This window comes from Mesorhizobium sp. M0998 (assembly GCF_040318885.1).
GTDB lineage: Bacteria > Pseudomonadota > Alphaproteobacteria > Rhizobiales > Rhizobiaceae > Mesorhizobium.
Window position 1 is genome coordinate 182,901 of the sequence record NZ_JAMYND010000004.1, and the last position, 18,548, is coordinate 201,448.

Below are 18,548 nucleotides of genomic sequence, written 5' to 3' on the forward strand. Positions count from 1 at the left end.
GCGCGCAATGGAGAAGGAAAACATGGGACGCTTTGCCGTCATCACGATGACCGAAAAGGCCGCCGACCGGGTGCGCGAGATCGTTGCGACCCGTGAGAATGCACATGGCATTCGCCTTGGCATCAAGAAGGGCGGCTGCGCCGGCATGGAATATACGGTCGATCTGGTGACCGAGCCCAACACCAAGGACGACCATATCGAGCGCGACGGCGCCCATGTCTATGTCGCGCCGGAGGCGGCACTTTTCCTGTTCGGCACCGAGATGGATTTCGAGCAGACGACACTGCGAACCGGCTTCACCTTCCGCAATCCGAACCAGAGCTCGGCCTGCGGCTGCGGCGAATCGGTCGAATTGAAGCCGGCTGATCTGAAGGCACTGGCCGAGGCGCGCGCTTCGGCCTGAGGCTTTTCCTTCTCCCCGTCACTATACGGGGAGACGAACGCTAATCCACCCACATCCCTGTTCGCTTGTGCCAGTCTGCGATCGACTCCTCCGGGTAGACATCGAAGACCTTGTCGCCCTTGCCGATATCCGGCTCGACCCAGTTCGCCTTGTATTTCAGCATCAGATGCACCTTCTCCGGCGGCTTTGGCAGGTCTGTGTCGATCGCCGAGGCGAAGGGGTGCACCAGCTCCGGCCAGGTCGGATCGTAGAGCCAGAGTGCCGTCCCGCATTTCGTGCAGAAGTTCCGCTCGCCGGTCGAGGTCTCGCGTTGCGGGTGCTCGTCGTCCTCGATCTCGGCGCGGTAGACGCCGAGATGGCGCTTGCCCTGGATTTTCAGCGTCTCGTAATCGGCGCCGAGATTGATGGCAAAACCGCCGCCGCCCTGCTGCTTGCGGCAGATCGAGCAGTAGCACAGCATGAACGGCACCGGCGTGTGGCTTTCCACCTCGAAACGCACGGCATTGCACCGGCAGGACCCTTTGAGCAGAAGCGGCATGAGAAACTCCGACGAAAGTGATTTGCACTTTGTCAGGATGGCGCCGGTTGCGGCGATGACAAGGGGAAATCCGGGTGACATGATCGCCGCATGGACAACGAGCGCATAGAAGAGCTTTTCGAAGGCCTCGGCCCGGTCAGTATCCGCAAGCTGTTCGGCGGCAAGGGCATCTATTTCGACGGCGTCATCGTCGCCATCGTCATCGGTGGCGAATTGATGCTGAAGGCCGACGCCGAAAGCGCCCCGGAATTCGAAGCGGCCGGCTGCCGGCAATGGACCTATACCGGCTCGCGCCACGGCAAGCTCGTGTCGATGCCCTATTGGAGCGTTCCCGACAGCGCGTTCGACGATCCCGACGAGATGGCGATCTGGGCGCGCCGCGCCTACGAGGCAGGACGGCGCGCCGGCAAATAGGCTGCGTCATGCTTCGGTAATTCCTGGCCGCACTTCATGCCAGGTCCCGCGCCTCGGGCACGAGCGCCAGCGCCTCGGCAAAGCCAGCGCTGGTGAAGGCGGCACGCTCGACGACGAGCATAGCTGCGGCAATGCCTTCGCGCAGAGCCGCGCGCAGCGTCAGGCCGCGCAGCAGGGCAGCGATCGTGGCGCCTGCCAATGCGTCGCCGGCGCCGGCAGCATCGGTCCGCTTTTGCAGCGGTGGTGGCGAGATCGAGAACGCGCTCAATTCGTCGAAACCGAGCACTGGTTCGTCGCCGGCGGTGATCACGCCGCTTTTCAGCCCGGCGCGTCTCAGGCCGTCGACGATGCCTTGATCGATTTGGACGCCGGCGAGCATGCCGGCCTCGCGCCGGTTCATGAAGGCCATCGCCAGACGGTCGAGCACCGGCGTCAGCCGCGCCGCTTTGTTGGGCGAGACCGCAAGCGCAAACACCGGCTTGCCGGCGGCGAGTGCCGCCAGCCGCTCCAGCGCGGTCGACGGCAGGTTGGCGTCGCACAGCACCGCGTCGGCCGAACCGATCGCTTCCCGCACCTTGGCACGGCGGATCTGCTTGGGAAGCGCCAGCTCGTAGAGCACCATGTCGGCAAGGCCGGCGATCAGCCCGCCGTCGCTGTCGATCAGCATCGTATGGCTTGGCGTTGCTCGGTCGAGGAACACCGCCGACAGGTCGGTAATGCCGGCCTCGGTGACGGCGCGTAAAACCGTGTCGCCAAGGGCATCGCCGCCGCGCACCGAAAGCAGCGCGGCCGAGGCGCCGCGTCGCACCGCAAAGCGCAAGGCGTTGAAGACGGCACCGCCGACATGCTCGCGCATCGTGCCGGGGTTGGAAGCGGCCGGCACGAAGGCGCCGGCAACCCGGCCGCGCCGCTCGATATAGGCGCCGCCCACGGCCAGGATCGTCGGGGATTTGATCATGCCGTCAAAATGCCCTTTAGCTGTTGCCCGGGGAGACTAGGTCGCCGGGCGGAACCCTGCAATCGCGGGTCCGATTCGGTCGGTAACGGCAACGGCGCCGCATGCGAGGTGAGATACATCCGAAGCAATAATTGCGAAACAAAAATAGAACAAATAGGGATATGCGTTATTTTTCAAACCCTTGGTGCTCATTGACAAATGAGAACAAATGAGGTACATTTTTTTAAGGATTGCGGGATTGTCCGGCCTCCATTGACGACCACGGGGTGATGTATCATGGCTCAGAATTCTTTGCGGCTTGTAGAGGACAAAGCGGTGGACAAATCAAAGGCTCTGGATGCGGCGCTGTCGCAAATCGAGCGTGCCTTCGGCAAGGGCTCGATCATGCGGCTCGGCGCGAACGAGCAGGTCGTCGAGATCGAGACGGTGCCGACCGGCTCGCTTGGGCTGGACATCGCGCTTGGCGTCGGCGGCCTGCCGCGCGGCCGCATCGTCGAGATCTACGGGCCGGAAAGCTCGGGCAAGACGACGCTGGCGCTGCACACGGTGGCCGAAGCCCAGAAGAAGGGCGGCATCTGCGCCTTCGTCGATGCCGAGCACGCGCTCGACCCGGTCTATGCCCGCAAGCTCGGCGTCGATCTCGAAAACCTTTTGATCTCGCAGCCCGATACCGGCGAGCAGGCGCTGGAGATCTGCGACACGCTGGTGCGCTCCGGCGCCATCGACGTGCTGGTGGTCGATTCGGTGGCGGCGTTGACGCCGCGGGCGGAAATCGAAGGCGAGATGGGCGATTCGCTGCCCGGCCTGCAGGCCCGCCTGATGAGCCAGGCACTGCGCAAGCTCACCGCCTCGATCTCGCGCTCCAACACCATGGTCATCTTCATCAACCAGATCCGCATGAAGATCGGCGTCATGTTCGGTTCGCCCGAGACGACGACCGGCGGCAATGCGTTGAAATTCTATGCCTCGGTCCGCCTCGACATCCGCCGCATCGGCTCGGTCAAGGATCGCGACGAGGTCGTCGGCAACCAGACCCGCGTCAAGGTCGTCAAGAACAAGCTGGCGCCGCCCTTCAAGGTGGTCGAGTTCGACATCATGTATGGCGAGGGCGTCTCCAAGACCGGCGAGCTGGTCGATCTCGGCGTCAAGGCGGGCGTGGTCGAAAAGTCGGGCGCCTGGTTCTCCTACAATTCGCAGCGTCTTGGCCAGGGCCGCGAAAACGCAAAACTGTTCCTGCGCGACAATCCCGACACGGCGCGCGAGATCGAGCTGGCGCTCCGGCAGAATGCCGGGCTGATCGCTGAGAAATTCCTTGAGAACGGCGGCTCCGAAAGCAGCGATGACGGTTTCGAGGACGACGCTGGGGTGATGTAGGGCAAGCGACGCCTCGCTGAGCCTCAGCCAGGTTTCGATTTGATGTTTTGATTTTGAGTTTGCGTAATCGATGCGTTTCGAACCGCCGGCCCAGGGCCGGCGGTTCGCGTTTGACGGCGAGGCAGACGCATTTCAAGGCGCTGGTGAAAGCCGGGATTTGAGCCCATTTGGTGTTTCTGGACAGGCTGCGGTGCGACCGCTAAAAGGCCATGTCTATTTTCCGCCGGCAGCCGGCGGTTCTCTCGAAAAGGCAGTATTCATGAGTGGCGTCAACGAGATCCGGTCGGCATTTCTCGACTATTTTCGCAAGGAAGGTCACGAGGTCGTCGCGTCAAGCCCGCTGGTGCCGCGCAACGACCCGACGCTGATGTTCACCAATGCCGGCATGGTGCAGTTCAAGAACGTTTTCACCGGTCTGGAGAAGCGGCCGTATTCGCGCGCCACGACCGCCCAGAAGAGTGTTCGCGCCGGCGGCAAGCACAACGACCTCGACAATGTCGGCTACACCGCGCGCCACCTGACCTTCTTCGAGATGCTCGGCAATTTCTCCTTCGGCGACTATTTCAAGGAGCGGGCCATAGAGCTTGCCTGGAACCTGATCACCAGGGAGTTCGGGCTGAAGAAGGACAAGCTGCTGGTCACCGTCTACCACACCGACGACGAGGCGGCCTCGTACTGGAAGAAGATCGCCGGCCTTTCGGACGATCGCATCATCCGCATCGCGACTTCGGACAATTTCTGGGCAATGGGCGACACTGGACCTTGCGGGCCGTGTTCGGAGATATTCATCGACCGCGGCGAGCATATCTGGGGCGGCCCTCCCGGCAGCCCCGAGGAGGATGGCGACCGTTTCCTCGAATTCTGGAACCTGGTGTTCATGCAGTACGAACAGGTGACGAAGGACGAGCGCGTCGACCTGCCGCGTCCGTCGATCGACACAGGCATGGGCCTCGAGCGCATGGCATCCATCCTGCAAGGGGTTGAAAGCGTCTTCGAAACCGACCTGTTCCGCCACCTGATCGACGCTGCGTCGTCGGCGCTTGGCAAAGGTCCGGATGCGGGCACCGTCGCATCGTTCCGTGTCATCGCCGACCATTTGCGTTCGTCCTGCTTCCTGGTCGCCGACGGCGTGCTGCCGTCCAACGAAGGACGCGGCTACGTGCTTCGTCGCATCATGCGCCGCGCCATGCGCCACGCGCAGTTGCTCGGCGCCCGCGATCCGCTGATGTGGCGCCTGGTGCCGGCACTGGTCCGCGAGATGGGTCAAGCCTACCCGGAACTGGTGCGCGGCGAACAGATGATCACCGAAACGCTGAAGCTTGAGGAAACTCGTTTCCGCAAGACGCTGGTGCGCGGCTTGGGCTTGCTTTCCGAGGCGACGGAAAAGCTGGCCTCCGGCGACATGCTGGATGGCGAGACAGCGTTCAAGCTCTACGACACCTATGGCTTTCCGCTCGATCTGACGCAGGACGCGCTGCGCCAGCGCAACATCTCGGTCAACCTTGCCGGCTTCACCGAGGCGATGGAGCGGCAGAAGGCGGAGGCGCGCAAAAGCTGGGCCGGCTCCGGCGACGTGGCGACCGAGACGGTATGGTTTCCGGTGCGCGAGAACGCCGGCGCCACCGAGTTCCTCGGCTATGAGACCGAGCAGGCGGAAGGCCTCATCCAGGCGCTGGTCAGGGACGGCAAGACCGTCGACAGCGCCGGCAAAGGTGACGCCGTTGCCGTGGTTGTCAACCAGACGCCGTTCTATGGCGAGTCCGGTGGCCAGATGGGCGACACCGGCGTCATTTCGGGCGACGGGTTCTCGATCGAGATATCCGATACCCAGAAGAAGGCCGATGGGCTTTTCGTCCATCTCGGCAAGGTGGCTACCGGCACGGTCAAGACGGGCGCGACCGTCGAGCTGAAGGTGGACCACGCGCGTCGCTCCAGGCTGCGCGCGAACCATTCCGCCACGCATCTGATCCATGAGGCGCTGCGCGAGGTGCTGGGTACCCATGTGGCGCAGAAGGGCTCGCTGGTTGCGCCCGAGCGTCTGCGCTTCGACATCTCCCACAACAAGCCGATCTCGCCTGACGAGCTCGAAGAGGTAGAGCGCATGGCAAACGAGATCGTCGTTCAGAACGGCCCTGTAACCACGCGGCTGATGTCTGTCGACGACGCCATTGCCGAAGGCGCCATGGCGCTGTTTGGCGAGAAATATGGCGATGAAGTGCGCGTCGTTTCGATGGGCACGGGCTTGCATGGCGCCAAGGCCAACCGGCCTTATTCGGTCGAGCTATGCGGCGGCACGCATGTCAGGGCGACCGGCGATATCGGCCTGGTGCGCATCCTGTCCGACAGCGCGGTCGCTGCCGGCGTGCGCCGCATCGAGGCGTTGACCGGCGAGGCGGCCAGAAAGCATCTCGACGAACAGGACAAGCGGCTGAAGGCGGCCGCCGCCGCGCTGAAGATTTCGCCGGCCGATGTGCCGGCCCGCGTCGAGGCGCTGCTGGACGAACGCAAGAAGCTCGAAAAGGAGCTGATCGAGGCGCGCAAGAAGCTGGCGCTGGGCGATCGCTCGCCAGCCGGTGTGCCTGCGGAAAACGAAACCATTGCCGGTGTCGGTTTTCTCGGCAAGGCGGTATCGGGCGTCTCGCCAAAGGATCTTAAGCCGTTGGCCGATGCCGGCAAGAAGTCGCTCGGCTCCGGCATCGTCGTCTTTGTCGGCGCCGGCGAGGACAACAAGGCGAGCGTCGTCGTCGCCGTCACCGATGATCTGACCGGCCGCTTCAGCGCCATCGATCTGGTGCGCGTCGCGTCCGCGGCATTGGGCGGGCAGGGCGGCGGCGGGCGACCCGATATGGCTCAGGCCGGCGGCCCGGACGCCTCGAAGGCCGAAGACGCGATCGCTGCGGTGAAGGCGGCTCTCGAAGCGGCGTGAACCTGCACCCGGGGCGGCACGGCCGAAATGGCGCGTCGCCCAGTGGATATCTCTGAGGGCCGATATGCCGACGCTGACGATGTATCAGGTCGATGCCTTTGCCGAACGGGCCTTCCAGGGTAACCCTGCCGCCGTTCTCCTTTTAGAGGAATGGCTGTCGGAGCAGGTAATGCAGGCCATCGCCAACGAAAACAATCTTGCTGAAACCGCGTTTGTGCGGCCGAATGGCAAAGGTTGGGATTTGCGCTGGTTCACGCCGGTCCACGAAGTCGACTTCTGCGGCCACGCCACTCTTGCGGCCGCCCATGTGCTGGCTACGGAATACAATGGTCAGGGCGAAATGGCCTTCGCCACCCGCGTCGGCGAGCTGCGGGTTTCCCGGTGGGAAGGGGGCTATCAGCTCGATCTGCCTTGTTTTCCGCCGCAGCCCGTCGAGGAAGAGCTGAACTCGGCGCTGCAAGCGATATTGCCTCAGCGGCCGGTTGCGAGCTTCCGCAATTTCGAGAACCTGATTGTCGAGCTTGCCGACGAGACAACCGTGCGATCTTTCGTTCCCGATCTGCTCAGGATCGGACGTTTTCATCCTCTCGGCCTGGTTATTACCGCGCCTGGGCGAGCCCACGATTTCGTCTCCCGTTACTTCGTGCCTGGGGCGGGCATTCCCGAGGATCCGGTAACCGGCTCCATTCATGCGACGCTGGTGCCTTACTGGTCTGAAAAACTCGGCAAGACGCATCTGTCGGCATTCCAATGCTCGCAGCGCGGCGGGCATTTGCTATGCGAACTGGCCGGAGATCGCGTGCTGATCACAGGCCGTGCGAAGACCTTCATGAAGGCGGAGATCTACCTTCCCGATTGAGCGGCTTGCCAATTCGGTGGCTGCTTCGCCTGAGCCAGGTGTCCAGATCACGGTATGGCGTTAGGGCCGGGCGGCGGCCCGATGGCGCAGGGCAGTGGCCCCAAAGAGGCGGCGCTAGAACGGCATAGCGCTCATCAGAGATGCCTTGATGCCTTCAGGGCACGCGTCATTCGCGTCGAGTCCCCCCAGGTCGACAGCCAAATCAGGCAGTCGGTGGTAACGGAGATCGCTGCGCGCAGGCTGTTCAGCAACGGTCCAGGCGAGGTCAGCTGCTCTTCGGCGTGACGGAGATGGGCAAGCTCTTCTTCGCGGATGGACAGGATGATGCCGTGCAACTCGTGATCGCGTCCGGTGAGAAAGAACAGCTGATCATCGAGATGGCGGTGCACCGCCGCTTCGACAGCTGCGGTGCAGGCCCAGACGCCTTGCGGGCCGAGCAGGGCAGTGAGGAAACCCAGCAGCCAGCCGCCCCAGCTCCAGAATTGCATCACGCGACACGGTCGGGAATTTCGCAGTGGCGTGGCTGCATGGAAAGACGCGCAATGGGTGCGCTCGTGCCCAAGCATCTCCGACAAAGACGGCACGCAGTCCGGCCAGAAACGCTTCGCGACAAGAATCTGTGCCGAATAGATTCTGATCGCGCCGTACTCGCCGGCGTGGTTGACTCTGACTATTCTGGCCACCGTCAGTGCGTCCTGGTGAGAGTAGGCCATGAATGCGCTCGAGAGTTAAGTCAGCCTGCCGGCAACGCTCGCACGCGCCGCAATGCGGGTCCACCAATTCTGGATCTCGGCAAACTCGGCCAGCAGGGCTTGTCCCTCGGCGACCTTGACGAAATAGCCGATGATCGGTGCGGCGTGCAGGTCGGCCAGCGTCAGGTCCGTTCCCAACAGCCAAGGCCCTTCAGCTTTCAGCGAGGAGAGCGCCTGCAATGCCATTCTTGCCTGCCGCAACCCGTTGGCGATCACGGCTTCGTCGGGCGGCGTTGTTTCCAGCCGCTCGACCGCGACATCCCAGACCATGGTCCTGTAGGCATAGGCGTCGAGCAGGCTGGTGATCTGGTTCATGCGTGCTCGAGGCCGGGCTTCGACCGGTTGCAGCGCCGGGCCGCCAAAGGCTTCGTCGACATAACGGGCAATCGCGCCGGTCTCGTAGAGGCGAAAGCCGTCATGCTCGAAGGCCGGGATGCGGCCGAACGGCTGGTGCTCGAAATACCAGCCGGGAATGCCGTCCGCGGCAAAGATGTCGACGGGCACGAGTTCGTAGCCGACGCCCTTTTCCTCCAGCACCAGCCGCACGATGCGCACATAGACGCTGTAGTCCGCGCCGTAGACGACGGGCTTGCCCATGCCGGTTGGGCTCAGGCCATCGCTTTCTGCAAATTCTCGTCGATCCTGTCGAGGAAGCCGGTGGTCGAAAGCCATGGCTGGTCGGGGCCGATCAGCAGCGACAGGTCCTTGGTCATGAAGCCGGACTCGACCGTCTGGATGCAGACCCTTTCCAGCGTCTCGGCAAAGCGCCTCAGTTCGGCATTGTCGTCGAGCTTGGCGCGGTGCGCGAGGCCGCGCGTCCAGGCAAAGATCGAGGCGATCGAATTGGTCGAGGTCTCCTCGCCCTTCTGGTGCTGGCGATAGTGGCGGGTGACGGTGCCGTGCGCGGCTTCCGCCTCGACGGTCTTGCCGTCCGGCGTCATCAGCACCGAGGTCATCAGGCCGAGCGAGCCGAAGCCTTGCGCCACCGTGTCGGACTGCACGTCGCCGTCATAATTCTTGCAGGCCCAGACATAGCCACCCGACCATTTCAGGCTCGAGGCCACCATGTCGTCGATCAGCCGGTGCTCGTACCAGAGCTTCTTCGCTTTGAATTCTGCTTCGAACTCCGCCTCGTAGACCTCCTGGAAGATGTCCTTGAAGCGTCCGTCATAGGCTTTGAGGATGGTGTTCTTGGTCGAGAGGTAGACGGGGTAATTGCGCAGCAGCCCATAGTTCAGTGAGGCGCGGGCGAATTCGCGGATCGATTCGTCGAGATTGTACATGGCCATGGCGACGCCGGCGCCGGGTGCGTCGAAGACGTCGTGCTCGATTACCTGGCCGTCCTCGCCGACGAATTTGATCGTCAGCTTGCCCTTGCCGGGAAAGCGGAAGTCGGTGGCGCGGTACTGGTCGCCGAAGGCGTGGCGGCCGACGATGATCGGCTTGGTCCAGCCGGGCACCAGCCGCGGCACGTTCTTCATGATGATCGGCTCGCGAAAGATGGTGCCGCCGAGGATGTTGCGGATGGTGCCGTTCGGCGACTTCCACATCTTCTTCAGCTTGAATTCCTCGACGCGCTGCTCGTCGGGCGTGATCGTCGCGCATTTCACGCCGACGCCGTATTTCTTGATGGCATTGGCCGAATCGATGGTCACCTGGTCGTTGGTGGCGTCGCGGTGCTCGATGCCGAGGTCGTAATATTCGAGCTTGAGGTCGAGATAAGGGTGGATCAGCTTGTCCTTGATGAACTGCCAGATGATGCGGGTCATCTCGTCGCCGTCGAGTTCGACGACCGGGTTCGCCACCTTGATCTTCGCCATGGAAAGAATGCCTCGCTTTTGGGGAACGGAACGGCCTTGCCCGCACGGCTGCCGGCCCTGGGATGCGGCCCGTATATCAAAGGCTTTTTGGCCGCGCAAACGGCGAACCGCGCCGTAGTGCCGGCATTTCTTGCGAAAGCTTCATTTTCGCCGCCAAATGTGGCAGGGACTGCGAAATGCCGCAAACAGCAGTTCACTGACAACCTTGGCCGCTACCCAGAATCCCGACACCCCTCTTGCCCCCGGAACTCCAGCGTCCGGACCGGCGATCATCCTGGTCGAGCCGCAGCTCGGCGAGAATATCGGCATGGTTGCGCGCGCCATGGCCAATTTCGGCCTTACCGAGCTGCGGCTCGTCAATCCGCGCGACGGCTGGCCGAGCGAGAAGGCGCGTGCCGCCGCAAGCCGCGCCGACCACGTCATCGATGCCGTCACGGTGTTCGATGACCTGGCCTCGGCGGTTGCCGATCTGAACTTCGTCTTCGCCACCACGGCGCGCGCGCGCGACAATTTCAAGCCGGTGCGCGGTCCGGTCGAGGCGGGCAGGGCAATGCGCGCGCGGCAGCGGGCCGGCCAGCGCACCGGCATCCTGTTCGGCCGCGAGCGCTTCGGCCTCTATAATGACGAGGTCGGCCTTGCCGACGAGATCGTCACCTTCCCCGTCGATCCAGCCTTCTCCTCGCTCAACATTGCCCAGGCGGCCCTGCTGATGTCCTATGAATGGATGAAGTCCGGCCTGGAAGACGAGACCAGGACCAACTTCTCCCGCCCCGAAATGCCGCCGGCTGCCAAGGAAGAATTGCACGGCCTGTTGGCGTATCTGGAAGGTGCACTGGAGGCGCGCGGCTATTTCCGCCCGGCAGCGAAGAAGCCGAAGATGGTCGACAATTTGCGCGCTGTGCTGACCCGCCCCGGCTTTGCCGAGCCGGAGCTCAAGGTGCTGCGCGGCATAATATCATCGCTGGACAGGTTCTCGCCGGCCATGCCGCGCGGCGACGGATCGCCCGGCGACGATCCAAGGCGGCTCCCGGCGGCCGCGGCACGCGCTGCGAGGGCGAAAGACAAAGACTAGCCTCGGAACTGCCCATACCTCACCAGTAACCGAATGTTATTTGGTGTGATCCATTGTCTGGAAAACGATGGATCCTTTCGATGTTCAATTCAAATATCGGGCGTCTTCGCTTTTTCTTCTATTCCGCGGCCTTGCTGGTTGCGGAAATCGTGACCTTTGTGCTGTGCGTCGTGGGGACCGTCGGCTTCGAGGGTTTGGCCAATTCGAAACCCGGTCCTTCCAGGGAAGGGCTGGCCGCGGCTGTTCTCGTTACCTCGCTGGTGATCGTTCTGTTCCGCGCGAATTTCGCCTGGCGTCGAAGCCGCGACGCGCAAGGGTCGGGTTGGATCCTTTGGTCGTATATCGTGTTCTCGACGCTGTTCGCGATCCTGCAGGCCGGTACTGTTCTTGTCGTAAAATTCGACGGCGAAGATTCGCATTCCGGCCTTAACCTGCTGGGATTAGCTCTTGTCGGGCTGTGGGCCGTCATCTTGGCGGGCAAGCCGGCGGGTGGCGGCTCTTCGGATATGGCGTCATCCCTGAGTTTCGACGATTTCGACCCGCCCGGGCCGCTGCGCGGTCGCGGGGCGCCCTATTCAGAGTCAGTCGCCGGCGTGACGGCCCAGGCTCCAGCCTACGCCACGCGGGCCGCGCCGGTGCCGTCGAACCACCCTGCATCTCAACCTGCATCTCCGGCGAACGGCCGGCCGCGGCCCGGCGGCTTCGGCAAGCGCGGCCTTGTGTGACCGGCTCGCCGCATCAAGGCCATGATGGTTCCACATAGAAGCGGCCGGGATAAAGCATCATTGGCCGAAGCAGAAAGCATGGGCCGGGCCTCCCTCGTGATCTCGTTTGTGATTCCCAGCCCTTAGTGATTCCCAGCCCTTAGTGACTCAATGACAATGACCGATCCATCGAGCGCCCGTCCGATCCTGATGTTCGATTCCGGCATTGGCGGCCTCACCGTGCTGCGTGAGGCGCGCGTGCTGATGCCTGACCGCCGCTTCATCTATGTCGCCGACGACGCGGCGTTCCCCTTCGGCGGCTGGGAGGAGCCGGCGCTGAGAACACATATCCTGGAGTTGTTCGCCAGGCTGCTCGACCGGTTTTCGCCGGCCATTTCGGTCATCGCCTGCAACACCGCCTCGACACTGGTCATCGATGCCTTGCGCGAGAGGTTTCCCGGCCACCCTTTCGTCGGCACCGTGCCGGCCATCAAGCCGGCGGCGGAACGCACGCGCTCGGGCCTGGTTTCGGTTCTGGCGACGCCCGGCACCGTCAAGCGCCAGTACACGCGCGACCTGATCAGCAAATGGGCGCAGAAATGCCATGTCCGCCTGGTCGGCAGCGACAGGCTGGCGGGATTGGCCGAAGCCTATATGCGCGATGGCTTTGTCGACGAGGACGCCGTGCGCGCCGAGATCGCGCCGTGCTTCGTCGAGCATGACGGGCTGCGCACCGACATCGTCGTGCTTGCCTGCACCCATTATCCGTTTTTGGCCAACCGCATGCGCAAGACAGCACCGTGGCCGGTCGACTGGCTCGACCCGGCCGAGGCGATCGCACGCCGGGCGCTGTCGCTGCTTGCCGATACCGAGGCCCGCTATCGCAGAGAGGCACTGCCGGAAGGCGCCGACCTTGCATTCTTCACCTCGAACAGCGCCGATTTTCCGACGCGCCGGCTGATGCAGGGATTTGGCCTGGCGATATCCTGATCGCAGGCAATTTTCGCTTTGGGAACATCACACCGGACAATGCGTTTTCCTCTCATTGGAAACGGGAGAAACCATCATGCCAGCCACCTCAAAAGCCCAGCAGAAAGCGGCCGGCGCGGCATTGTCAGCCAAGCGCGGCGAGACCAAGAAGGGCGCGCTCAAAGGCGCGTCGAAGGGAATGTATAAATCCATGAGCGAAAAACAGCTCGAGGAATTCGCCGAGACCAAGCGCAAGGGCCTGCCGGAAAAGAAGTCGAAACACTGATCGACTGGCCATTCTGACGGCGGATGCCGGTCAATAAAAGGCCCGCGGCTGAGCCGCGGGCCATGAAGTCTCAACGGGCGAGGACGAAAATTATCAGTTCCAGCCCCACCCGCAGCGCCGCACTTTGTAGCGGATCACCTTGCGATGACCGTGGCGCCACACCACCTTCTTCTTGACCACGATGCGGCAGACCTGGTGATGCCTGTGCCCATGCCAATGCCGGGCCTGCGCCGGCTCGGGCGCGACCGCCATCGTGCCGGCCATCACCGCGGCGCCTACCAACGTAAGGAAGAACTTCTTCATGCGAATTCCAGCTCCTCTGATTTCAGTCCCTTCCTGATGCCGCTGGCGCAACCTCCCGCCACATCCGGCACGTTCTACAACCGTAACACTATCCGGTTCGGCGATTCGCGCCAGCCGGAAGCTTGACAGCGGTTAAATCTCCGTTTAACCAGCCCACCAACACCGGGCCGCAATGCCCGGTGGTTTTCTTTATGTGTGCAAGACGTTTGGGAAGCCGGTTTACTTTCCCTATGTCTTGTTTGAAATGACGTGTCCCGTGGGTTTTCCGTCGCGTTGCGTGGAAAACCCTGTCAGGTCTCGAAAACTGAGGCCAGAGGAGGGCGCGTTTCCTTCACCCGGACCATGAGGTTCCGGGTGCATTGTTTTGAAAGGGAATGCGATGAGCAAGCGCGAATCCGCGAAGTACAAGATCGACCGCCGTCTTGGCGAAAACATCTGGGGCCGCCCGAAGTCCCCGGTCAACAAGCGTGAATACGGCCCCGGCCAGCATGGCCAGCGCCGCAAGGGCAAGCTTTCCGATTTCGGCCTACAGCTGCGCGCCAAGCAGAAGCTGAAGGGCCACTATGGCGACGTTTCGGAAAAGCAGTTCCGCAAGGTCTATGAAGAGGCGGACCGCCGCAAGGGCGACACCTCGGAGAACCTGATCGGCCTGCTCGAATCGCGCCTCGACGCAGTCGTCTATCGCGCCAAGTTCGTGCCGACCATCTTTGCGGCGCGCCAGTTCGTCAATCATGGCCACGTCAACGTCAACGGCAAGCGCGTCAACATCGGCTCGTACCGCTGCAAGCCGGGCGATGTCATCGAAGTGCGCGAAAAGTCGAAGCAGCTGGTCATCGTGCTGGAATCGGTGGGGCTGGCCGAGCGCGACGTGCCCGATTACATCGAGGCCGATCACAACAAGATGACCGCGGCATTCACACGCATCCCCGGCCTGGCGGACGTTCCGTTTGCCGTGCAGATGGAACCGAACCTGGTCGTCGAATTCTATTCGCGCTGATCGGCGCGTTCGTCGCGATACAATCGAAGGCCGCCCGTCGAGGCGGCCTTTTCTTTTTTCGTTTCTTTTTCCGCGGCGTGATTCCGAAATCGATTTCGGTTTTCGGTCCGATGCGCTACTGCGGGCGGCAACAGGATCTTGGGGCCGACGCGCCATGAATATGCTGCCAGACGCCGAAACACTCGAACCGGTCGCCGATACCGAAGGCGGCTTTCATCCGCTGTTTGCCGATGTGCCGTCCTCCGTCGAGTTCAACAAGCTGCGCAAGCGGCTGTTGCGGCTTGCCCGCCAGGCGATCGACGATTTCGCCATGGTGAGACCCGGCGACCGTTGGCTGATCGCTCTGTCGGGCGGCAAGGATTCCTACGGCCTGCTTGCCGTGCTGCTCGATCTCAAATGGCGCGGGCTGCTGCCGGTCGAGCTGTTGGCCTGCAATCTCGACCAGGGCCAGCCGAACTTTCCCAAGCACATATTGCCCGATTATCTCGATAGATATGCCATTCCGCATCGCATCGAATATCAGGACACCTATTCGGTGGTCACCGACAAGCTGGCCGAGGGCAGCACCTATTGCTCGCTGTGCTCGCGGCTGCGGCGCGGCCATCTCTATCGCATTGCCCGCGAGGAGGGCTGCTCGGCGCTGGTGCTCGGTCATCACCGCGAGGACATACTGGAAACCTTCTTCATGAACCTGTTCCATGGCGGACGCCTTGCCGCCATGCCGCCGAAGCTGCTCAACGACGAAGGCGATGTCATGGTGCTGCGGCCGCTCGCCTATTGTGCGGAAGCCGATCTCGAGAAATTCGCCGGCGCCATGAAATTCCCGATCATTCCGTGCGATCTGTGTGGTAGCCAGGAAGGCCTGCAGCGCACCTCCATGAAGGCGATGCTCGACGACATCGAGAAGCGCATGCCTGGCCGCAAGGACACGATGATCCGCGCCATGACCAATGTGCGGCGTTCGCATCTGCTCGACAGGAAGCTGTTCGATTTCGCCGCCCTCAACGAAACCCTCACCACCAGGCGTCCCGATGACATTTGACGATAGCGCGATCGACTGGCTTGCCGACCTTCTGTCGGAAGCCGCCGTCGCCGAGATCATGCCGCGCTTTCGCCGGTTGAGCGAGGGCGACGTCCGTCGCAAGACCTCGGCCGCCGATCTCGTCACCGAAGCCGACGTCAATGCCGAACGGCTCATCACCGCCAGGCTGCGCCAGCGTTATCCCCACGCAATGATCGTCGGCGAGGAGGCCTGCTCCGACGACCCGACGCTGCTCGACGGTCTCGGCGATGCCGAACTCGCCTTCGTCATCGACCCGGTCGACGGCACCTTCAACTTCGCCTCCGGCGTGCCGCTTTTCGGCGTCATGCTTGGCGTCGTGATCAAGGGCGAGACGGTCGCCGGCATCATCCACGATCCCGTCGGCAAGGATTGGCTGATCGGCGTTAGTGGCGCCGGCAGCCATATCCGCCATGCCCATGGCAATCTGGAAAAGGTCCATGTCGCCAAACCGGCGCCGATGTCGGAAATGACCGGTGCGGTCTCATGGCACTACGTGCCCGAGCCGGACCGCTCACGTTTGGCGTGCAACCAGACCAAGTCGCTATCGCAGTTCAATTATCGCTGCGCCGCCCACGAATACCGCCTGCTGGCCAGCGGCCACGGCCATTTCGTCGTCTACAACAAGCTGATGCCCTGGGATCACCTGCCTGGCGTGCTGATCCATGCGGAGGCGGGCGGCCATGCCGCGCGCTTCGACGGCAGCGCCTATCTGCCGTCGCATGTCGGAGGTGGCCTGCTGGTCGCGCCGGACCGGGAGAGCTGGCGGGAGCTGCGCCGCGAGCTCTGGGCGGAATAACTCTTCGCTGCCAAAGTTGTCCAATCCTGTGCGAAACCGGAGACCTCGAATGAAACCTCGGTCCGCAATTGTTGCAACGGCCTTTGCCCTTGCCTTGGTTGCCGGTGTCAATGAAGCAAGCGCTGGGGAACGCGCATGTCGCAGTCCCGACTCCGTCGACACCATAGACGAGATGTTCTCCGCGATCTTCGCCTGTTGGAAGCCGCCGCCCGGAACCGCGGGCATGACCCTGACGCTGCAGTTCTCAATTCGCCGAAACGGCACGCTTATCGGCAAGCCGCGCGCCACTTACTCCCATCTAGGGGACGATGGTCCGCTCAATCGGGCCTTCGTGGCTTCCGTCCTCGAGGCGCTCGACAAGGCTCTTCCACTGCCCGTTTCGGACAGTATGGGTGGAGCAATCGCAGGACGTACGCTGTTCCCCCGCTTCACCGCGGTCAGTGAGGGTGCATCCTAGGCGCACGCGCAATGTGCATTAAACCGGCGGGTTATGCGGCTGGAACAGTCTGCCGCGCTCGGCCAGCAGGATCATCAGCAGCGCCGCCACCGACACGCTGCAGAACCCGGCGGCCAGCGGCGTCACCGTGCCGTTGAAGGCTTGGCCGATCAGCGTACCGAGAATGCCGCCAAGAAATGTCTGCATGAACCCAAGGATCGACGACGCAGTGCCGGCCAGGTGCCCCAGCGGCTCCATGGCGAGCGCGTTGAAGTTCGCGCCGAGCGCGCCGAACGGGACCATGGCGCAGGCAAAGAAGGTAATGAAGAGCCAGAGCGGCATCTTTATTTCGATGGAAACGACCAGCCAGGCAAGGCTGATGGCCAGAAACAGCAGCAGCGCGCTTTGCGACAGACGGCGCATGCCGATGCGGCCGACGAGGCGCGAGTTGAGGTAGTTCGAAAAAGCAAGTACGCCGGCAACCCCCGCGAAGATGACGGGGAACATCTCGCCGACATTGAACACGCTGACATAGATTTGCTGGGCCGAGGCGATGAAGCCGAACATGGCGCCGAAGATGAAGGTGCTGGCAAAGGCGTAGCAGAGCGCGATGCGGTTGGTGAGAACGATGCGGAAGCCGCCGATGATGGAGGACAGCGTCAGCGGCCGGCGATATTCGGGGTGTAGTGTCTCGGGCAGGCGCAGCAGCGACCAGGCGGACACGATCAGCGCGCCGGCTGCCATGGTGACGAAGATCACATGCCAGGTCGCAAACAGCATGATGAACTGGCCGATACCGGGCGCCACCACCGGAATGGCCATGAACACCATGAAGATCAAGGACATGACTTCGGCCATGCGCCTTCCGTCGAACGTATCGCGCACGATCGAGACGGCAATGACGCGCGTCGCCGCCGCGCCGATGCCTTGCACCGCCCGGCATAGCAGAAGCGTGGCGAATGACGGGGCGATTGCCGCAGCGCCGGCCGCCAGGACGTAGATCACCAGCCCTGCGACAAGCGGCGCGCGGCGCCCGAAGCGGTCCGAGATCGGCCCGAAGAACAGCTGTCCGCCGCCAAAGCCAAGGATATAGGCGGTGACAACATATTGCCGGTGGTTTTCATTTTCGATGCCAAGCGAAGCGCCGATCTGCTGCAGCGCCGGCAAAATAATGTCGATTGCCAGCGAATTGAGCGCCATCAGCGCCGCGCACAGCGCAATGAATTCCCAGCGCGGAATGGGCAAGGTGCTTGCCTTTTGCTGCGCTTGTGCTTGCTGATCCAAGGCCAGTCCGATCCTCAAACGAAAATGCGCCGGCTGGCCGACGCATCCATTCGTTGATTGCCCGATAGCGGGCAGAACTTTTTGCCAAGGTGGGGGCTGCCCCGGCGCTTAGCGCATGACCCCCGAAAATCGCAGGCGGAAGGTCATACGCAGAAACAGAAGTCAGGCGGCGCCTTTGACGCTGACGCCCTTTTCGACGAGGAAGGTCTGCAATTCGCCCGCCTGGAACATCTCGCGGATGATGTCGCAGCCGCCGACGAACTCGCCCTTGACGTAGAGCTGCGGGATGGTCGGCCAGTTGGAATAGTCCTTGATGCCTTGCCGCAGTTCGGCCGACGTCAGCACGTCGACGCCCTTATAGTCGGCGCCGATATAGTCGAGGATCTGCACGACCTGGCCGGAAAATCCGCATTGCGGGAAGCCGGGCGTGCCCTTCATGAAGAGAACGACGTCGTTGCCCTTCACTTCATTGTCGATGTAGTCGTTGATGCCGCTCATGGAATACCCTTTCATGCCTGTGGGAGTCAGGCTCGAACATTACCCTTCAAATAAACCCATGGGTTGCGCGAAACAAGATGTTTGCCGCCTTGCCAT

The 18,548-nt window shown here is 62.6% G+C and carries 21 protein-coding genes; 13 read left to right on the top strand and 8 right to left on the bottom strand.

The features are described from left to right. Positions 1-22: 22 nt before the first annotated feature. Positions 23-403: a Fe-S cluster assembly scaffold SufA gene (gene sufA, locus NKH59_RS05690; protein ID WP_006206001.1), complete on the top strand. Its 381-nt coding sequence runs from the start codon at positions 23-25 to the stop codon at positions 401-403. 40 nt (positions 404-443) lie between these two features. Here sufA and NKH59_RS05695 read toward each other — a convergent pair whose 3' ends face one another. Further along, on the bottom strand, positions 444-941 hold the full coding sequence (locus NKH59_RS05695; protein ID WP_352458423.1) for a GFA family protein: 498 nt from the start codon (positions 939-941) through the stop codon (positions 444-446). Positions 942-1,031: 90 nt separating this feature from the next. Here NKH59_RS05695 and NKH59_RS05700 point away from each other — a divergent pair, with 90 nt between their 5' ends. Next, positions 1,032-1,355: a TfoX/Sxy family protein gene (locus NKH59_RS05700; protein ID WP_352501573.1), complete on the top strand. Its 324-nt coding sequence runs from the start codon at positions 1,032-1,034 to the stop codon at positions 1,353-1,355. Positions 1,356-1,389: 34 nt separating this feature from the next. Here the strand turns inward: NKH59_RS05700 and NKH59_RS05705 are convergent, their stop codons facing one another. Further along, positions 1,390-2,313 (bottom strand): PfkB family carbohydrate kinase, encoded by a 924-nt coding sequence (locus NKH59_RS05705; protein ID WP_353021244.1) that lies wholly within the window; start codon positions 2,311-2,313, stop codon positions 1,390-1,392. A 276-nt stretch (positions 2,314-2,589) separates the two neighbouring features. Here NKH59_RS05705 and recA point away from each other — a divergent pair, with 276 nt between their 5' ends. The 3 genes from recA (at position 2,590) to NKH59_RS05720 (ending at position 7,472) form a co-directional block, all read left to right on the top strand. After that, positions 2,590-3,687: a recombinase RecA gene (recA, locus tag NKH59_RS05710; RefSeq protein WP_023674696.1), complete on the top strand. Its 1,098-nt coding sequence runs from the start codon at positions 2,590-2,592 to the stop codon at positions 3,685-3,687. A 259-nt stretch (positions 3,688-3,946) separates the two neighbouring features. Further along, on the top strand, positions 3,947-6,613 hold the full coding sequence (alaS, locus tag NKH59_RS05715) for an alanine--tRNA ligase (RefSeq protein ID WP_353021310.1): 2,667 nt from the start codon (positions 3,947-3,949) through the stop codon (positions 6,611-6,613). 64 nt (positions 6,614-6,677) lie between these two features. Continuing rightward, positions 6,678-7,472, top strand: a complete 795-nt coding sequence (locus NKH59_RS05720) for a PhzF family phenazine biosynthesis protein (RefSeq protein ID WP_353021247.1) — start codon at positions 6,678-6,680, stop codon at positions 7,470-7,472. Between the two features lie 134 nt (positions 7,473-7,606). On the opposite strand, the gene NKH59_RS05725 is transcribed toward NKH59_RS05720, so the two are convergent. Genes NKH59_RS05725 through NKH59_RS05735 form a run of 3 tightly spaced genes read right to left on the bottom strand, consistent with a single transcriptional unit; the run spans position 7,607 to position 10,044 of the window. Then, entirely contained in the window at positions 7,607-8,185 is a 579-nt protein-coding gene (locus NKH59_RS05725) for a demethoxyubiquinone hydroxylase family protein (RefSeq protein ID WP_353021249.1), read from the bottom strand. Positions 8,186-8,200: 15 nt separating this feature from the next. Then, the gene (locus NKH59_RS05730; RefSeq protein WP_352541441.1) at positions 8,201-8,821 is read right to left on the bottom strand and encodes a glutathione S-transferase family protein; all 621 of its coding nucleotides are present in this window, start codon (positions 8,819-8,821) and stop codon (positions 8,201-8,203) included. Positions 8,822-8,832: 11 nt separating this feature from the next. After that, entirely contained in the window at positions 8,833-10,044 is a 1,212-nt protein-coding gene (locus tag NKH59_RS05735) for an NADP-dependent isocitrate dehydrogenase (protein ID WP_353021251.1), read from the bottom strand. Between the two features lie 205 nt (positions 10,045-10,249). On the opposite strand from NKH59_RS05735, the gene NKH59_RS05740 reads away from it, so the two are divergent. The 4 genes from NKH59_RS05740 (at position 10,250) to NKH59_RS05755 (ending at position 13,075) form a co-directional block, all read left to right on the top strand. Further along, on the top strand, positions 10,250-11,116 hold the full coding sequence (locus tag NKH59_RS05740; RefSeq protein ID WP_353021253.1) for an RNA methyltransferase: 867 nt from the start codon (positions 10,250-10,252) through the stop codon (positions 11,114-11,116). 80 nt (positions 11,117-11,196) lie between these two features. Then, positions 11,197-11,841: a DUF805 domain-containing protein gene (locus NKH59_RS05745; RefSeq protein WP_352996294.1), complete on the top strand. Its 645-nt coding sequence runs from the start codon at positions 11,197-11,199 to the stop codon at positions 11,839-11,841. A gap of 156 nt (positions 11,842-11,997) precedes the next feature. Continuing rightward, positions 11,998-12,810: a glutamate racemase gene (gene murI, locus NKH59_RS05750; RefSeq protein ID WP_352745689.1), complete on the top strand. Its 813-nt coding sequence runs from the start codon at positions 11,998-12,000 to the stop codon at positions 12,808-12,810. 76 nt (positions 12,811-12,886) lie between these two features. Continuing rightward, positions 12,887-13,075 carry a DUF3008 family protein gene (locus NKH59_RS05755; RefSeq protein WP_023674705.1) on the top strand — a complete coding sequence of 63 codons (189 nt, stop codon included), beginning with the start codon at positions 12,887-12,889 and terminating at the stop codon, positions 13,073-13,075. A 93-nt stretch (positions 13,076-13,168) separates the two neighbouring features. Here the strand turns inward: NKH59_RS05755 and NKH59_RS05760 are convergent, their stop codons facing one another. Continuing rightward, positions 13,169-13,378, bottom strand: coding sequence for a hypothetical protein (locus NKH59_RS05760; RefSeq protein WP_353021255.1), 210 nt, complete (start codon positions 13,376-13,378; stop codon positions 13,169-13,171). Between the two features lie 379 nt (positions 13,379-13,757). On the opposite strand from NKH59_RS05760, the gene rpsD reads away from it, so the two are divergent. From rpsD to NKH59_RS05780, 4 genes are all read left to right on the top strand, one after another. Continuing rightward, positions 13,758-14,375 (top strand): 30S ribosomal protein S4, encoded by a 618-nt coding sequence (rpsD, locus tag NKH59_RS05765; protein ID WP_023717376.1) that lies wholly within the window; start codon positions 13,758-13,760, stop codon positions 14,373-14,375. 154 nt (positions 14,376-14,529) lie between these two features. Then, positions 14,530-15,417 carry a tRNA 2-thiocytidine(32) synthetase TtcA gene (gene ttcA / locus NKH59_RS05770; RefSeq protein WP_353021257.1) on the top strand — a complete coding sequence of 296 codons (888 nt, stop codon included), beginning with the start codon at positions 14,530-14,532 and terminating at the stop codon, positions 15,415-15,417. Then, positions 15,407-16,234, top strand: a complete 828-nt coding sequence (locus tag NKH59_RS05775; RefSeq protein WP_353021260.1) for an inositol monophosphatase family protein — start codon at positions 15,407-15,409, stop codon at positions 16,232-16,234. The genes ttcA and NKH59_RS05775 overlap by 11 nt, the downstream gene beginning before the upstream one ends. A gap of 49 nt (positions 16,235-16,283) precedes the next feature. Further along, on the top strand, positions 16,284-16,691 hold the full coding sequence (locus NKH59_RS05780; protein ID WP_352501584.1) for a UCP034077 family protein: 408 nt from the start codon (positions 16,284-16,286) through the stop codon (positions 16,689-16,691). Between the two features lie 18 nt (positions 16,692-16,709). On the opposite strand, the gene NKH59_RS05785 is transcribed toward NKH59_RS05780, so the two are convergent. Further along, the gene (locus NKH59_RS05785; protein ID WP_502893744.1) at positions 16,710-17,909 is read right to left on the bottom strand and encodes a multidrug effflux MFS transporter; all 1,200 of its coding nucleotides are present in this window, start codon (positions 17,907-17,909) and stop codon (positions 16,710-16,712) included. A gap of 207 nt (positions 17,910-18,116) precedes the next feature. After that, complete coding sequence (gene grxD, locus NKH59_RS05790) at positions 18,117-18,452, bottom strand: Grx4 family monothiol glutaredoxin (RefSeq protein ID WP_023674712.1); 336 nt, start codon at positions 18,450-18,452, stop codon at positions 18,117-18,119. Positions 18,453-18,548 lie beyond the last annotated feature (96 nt).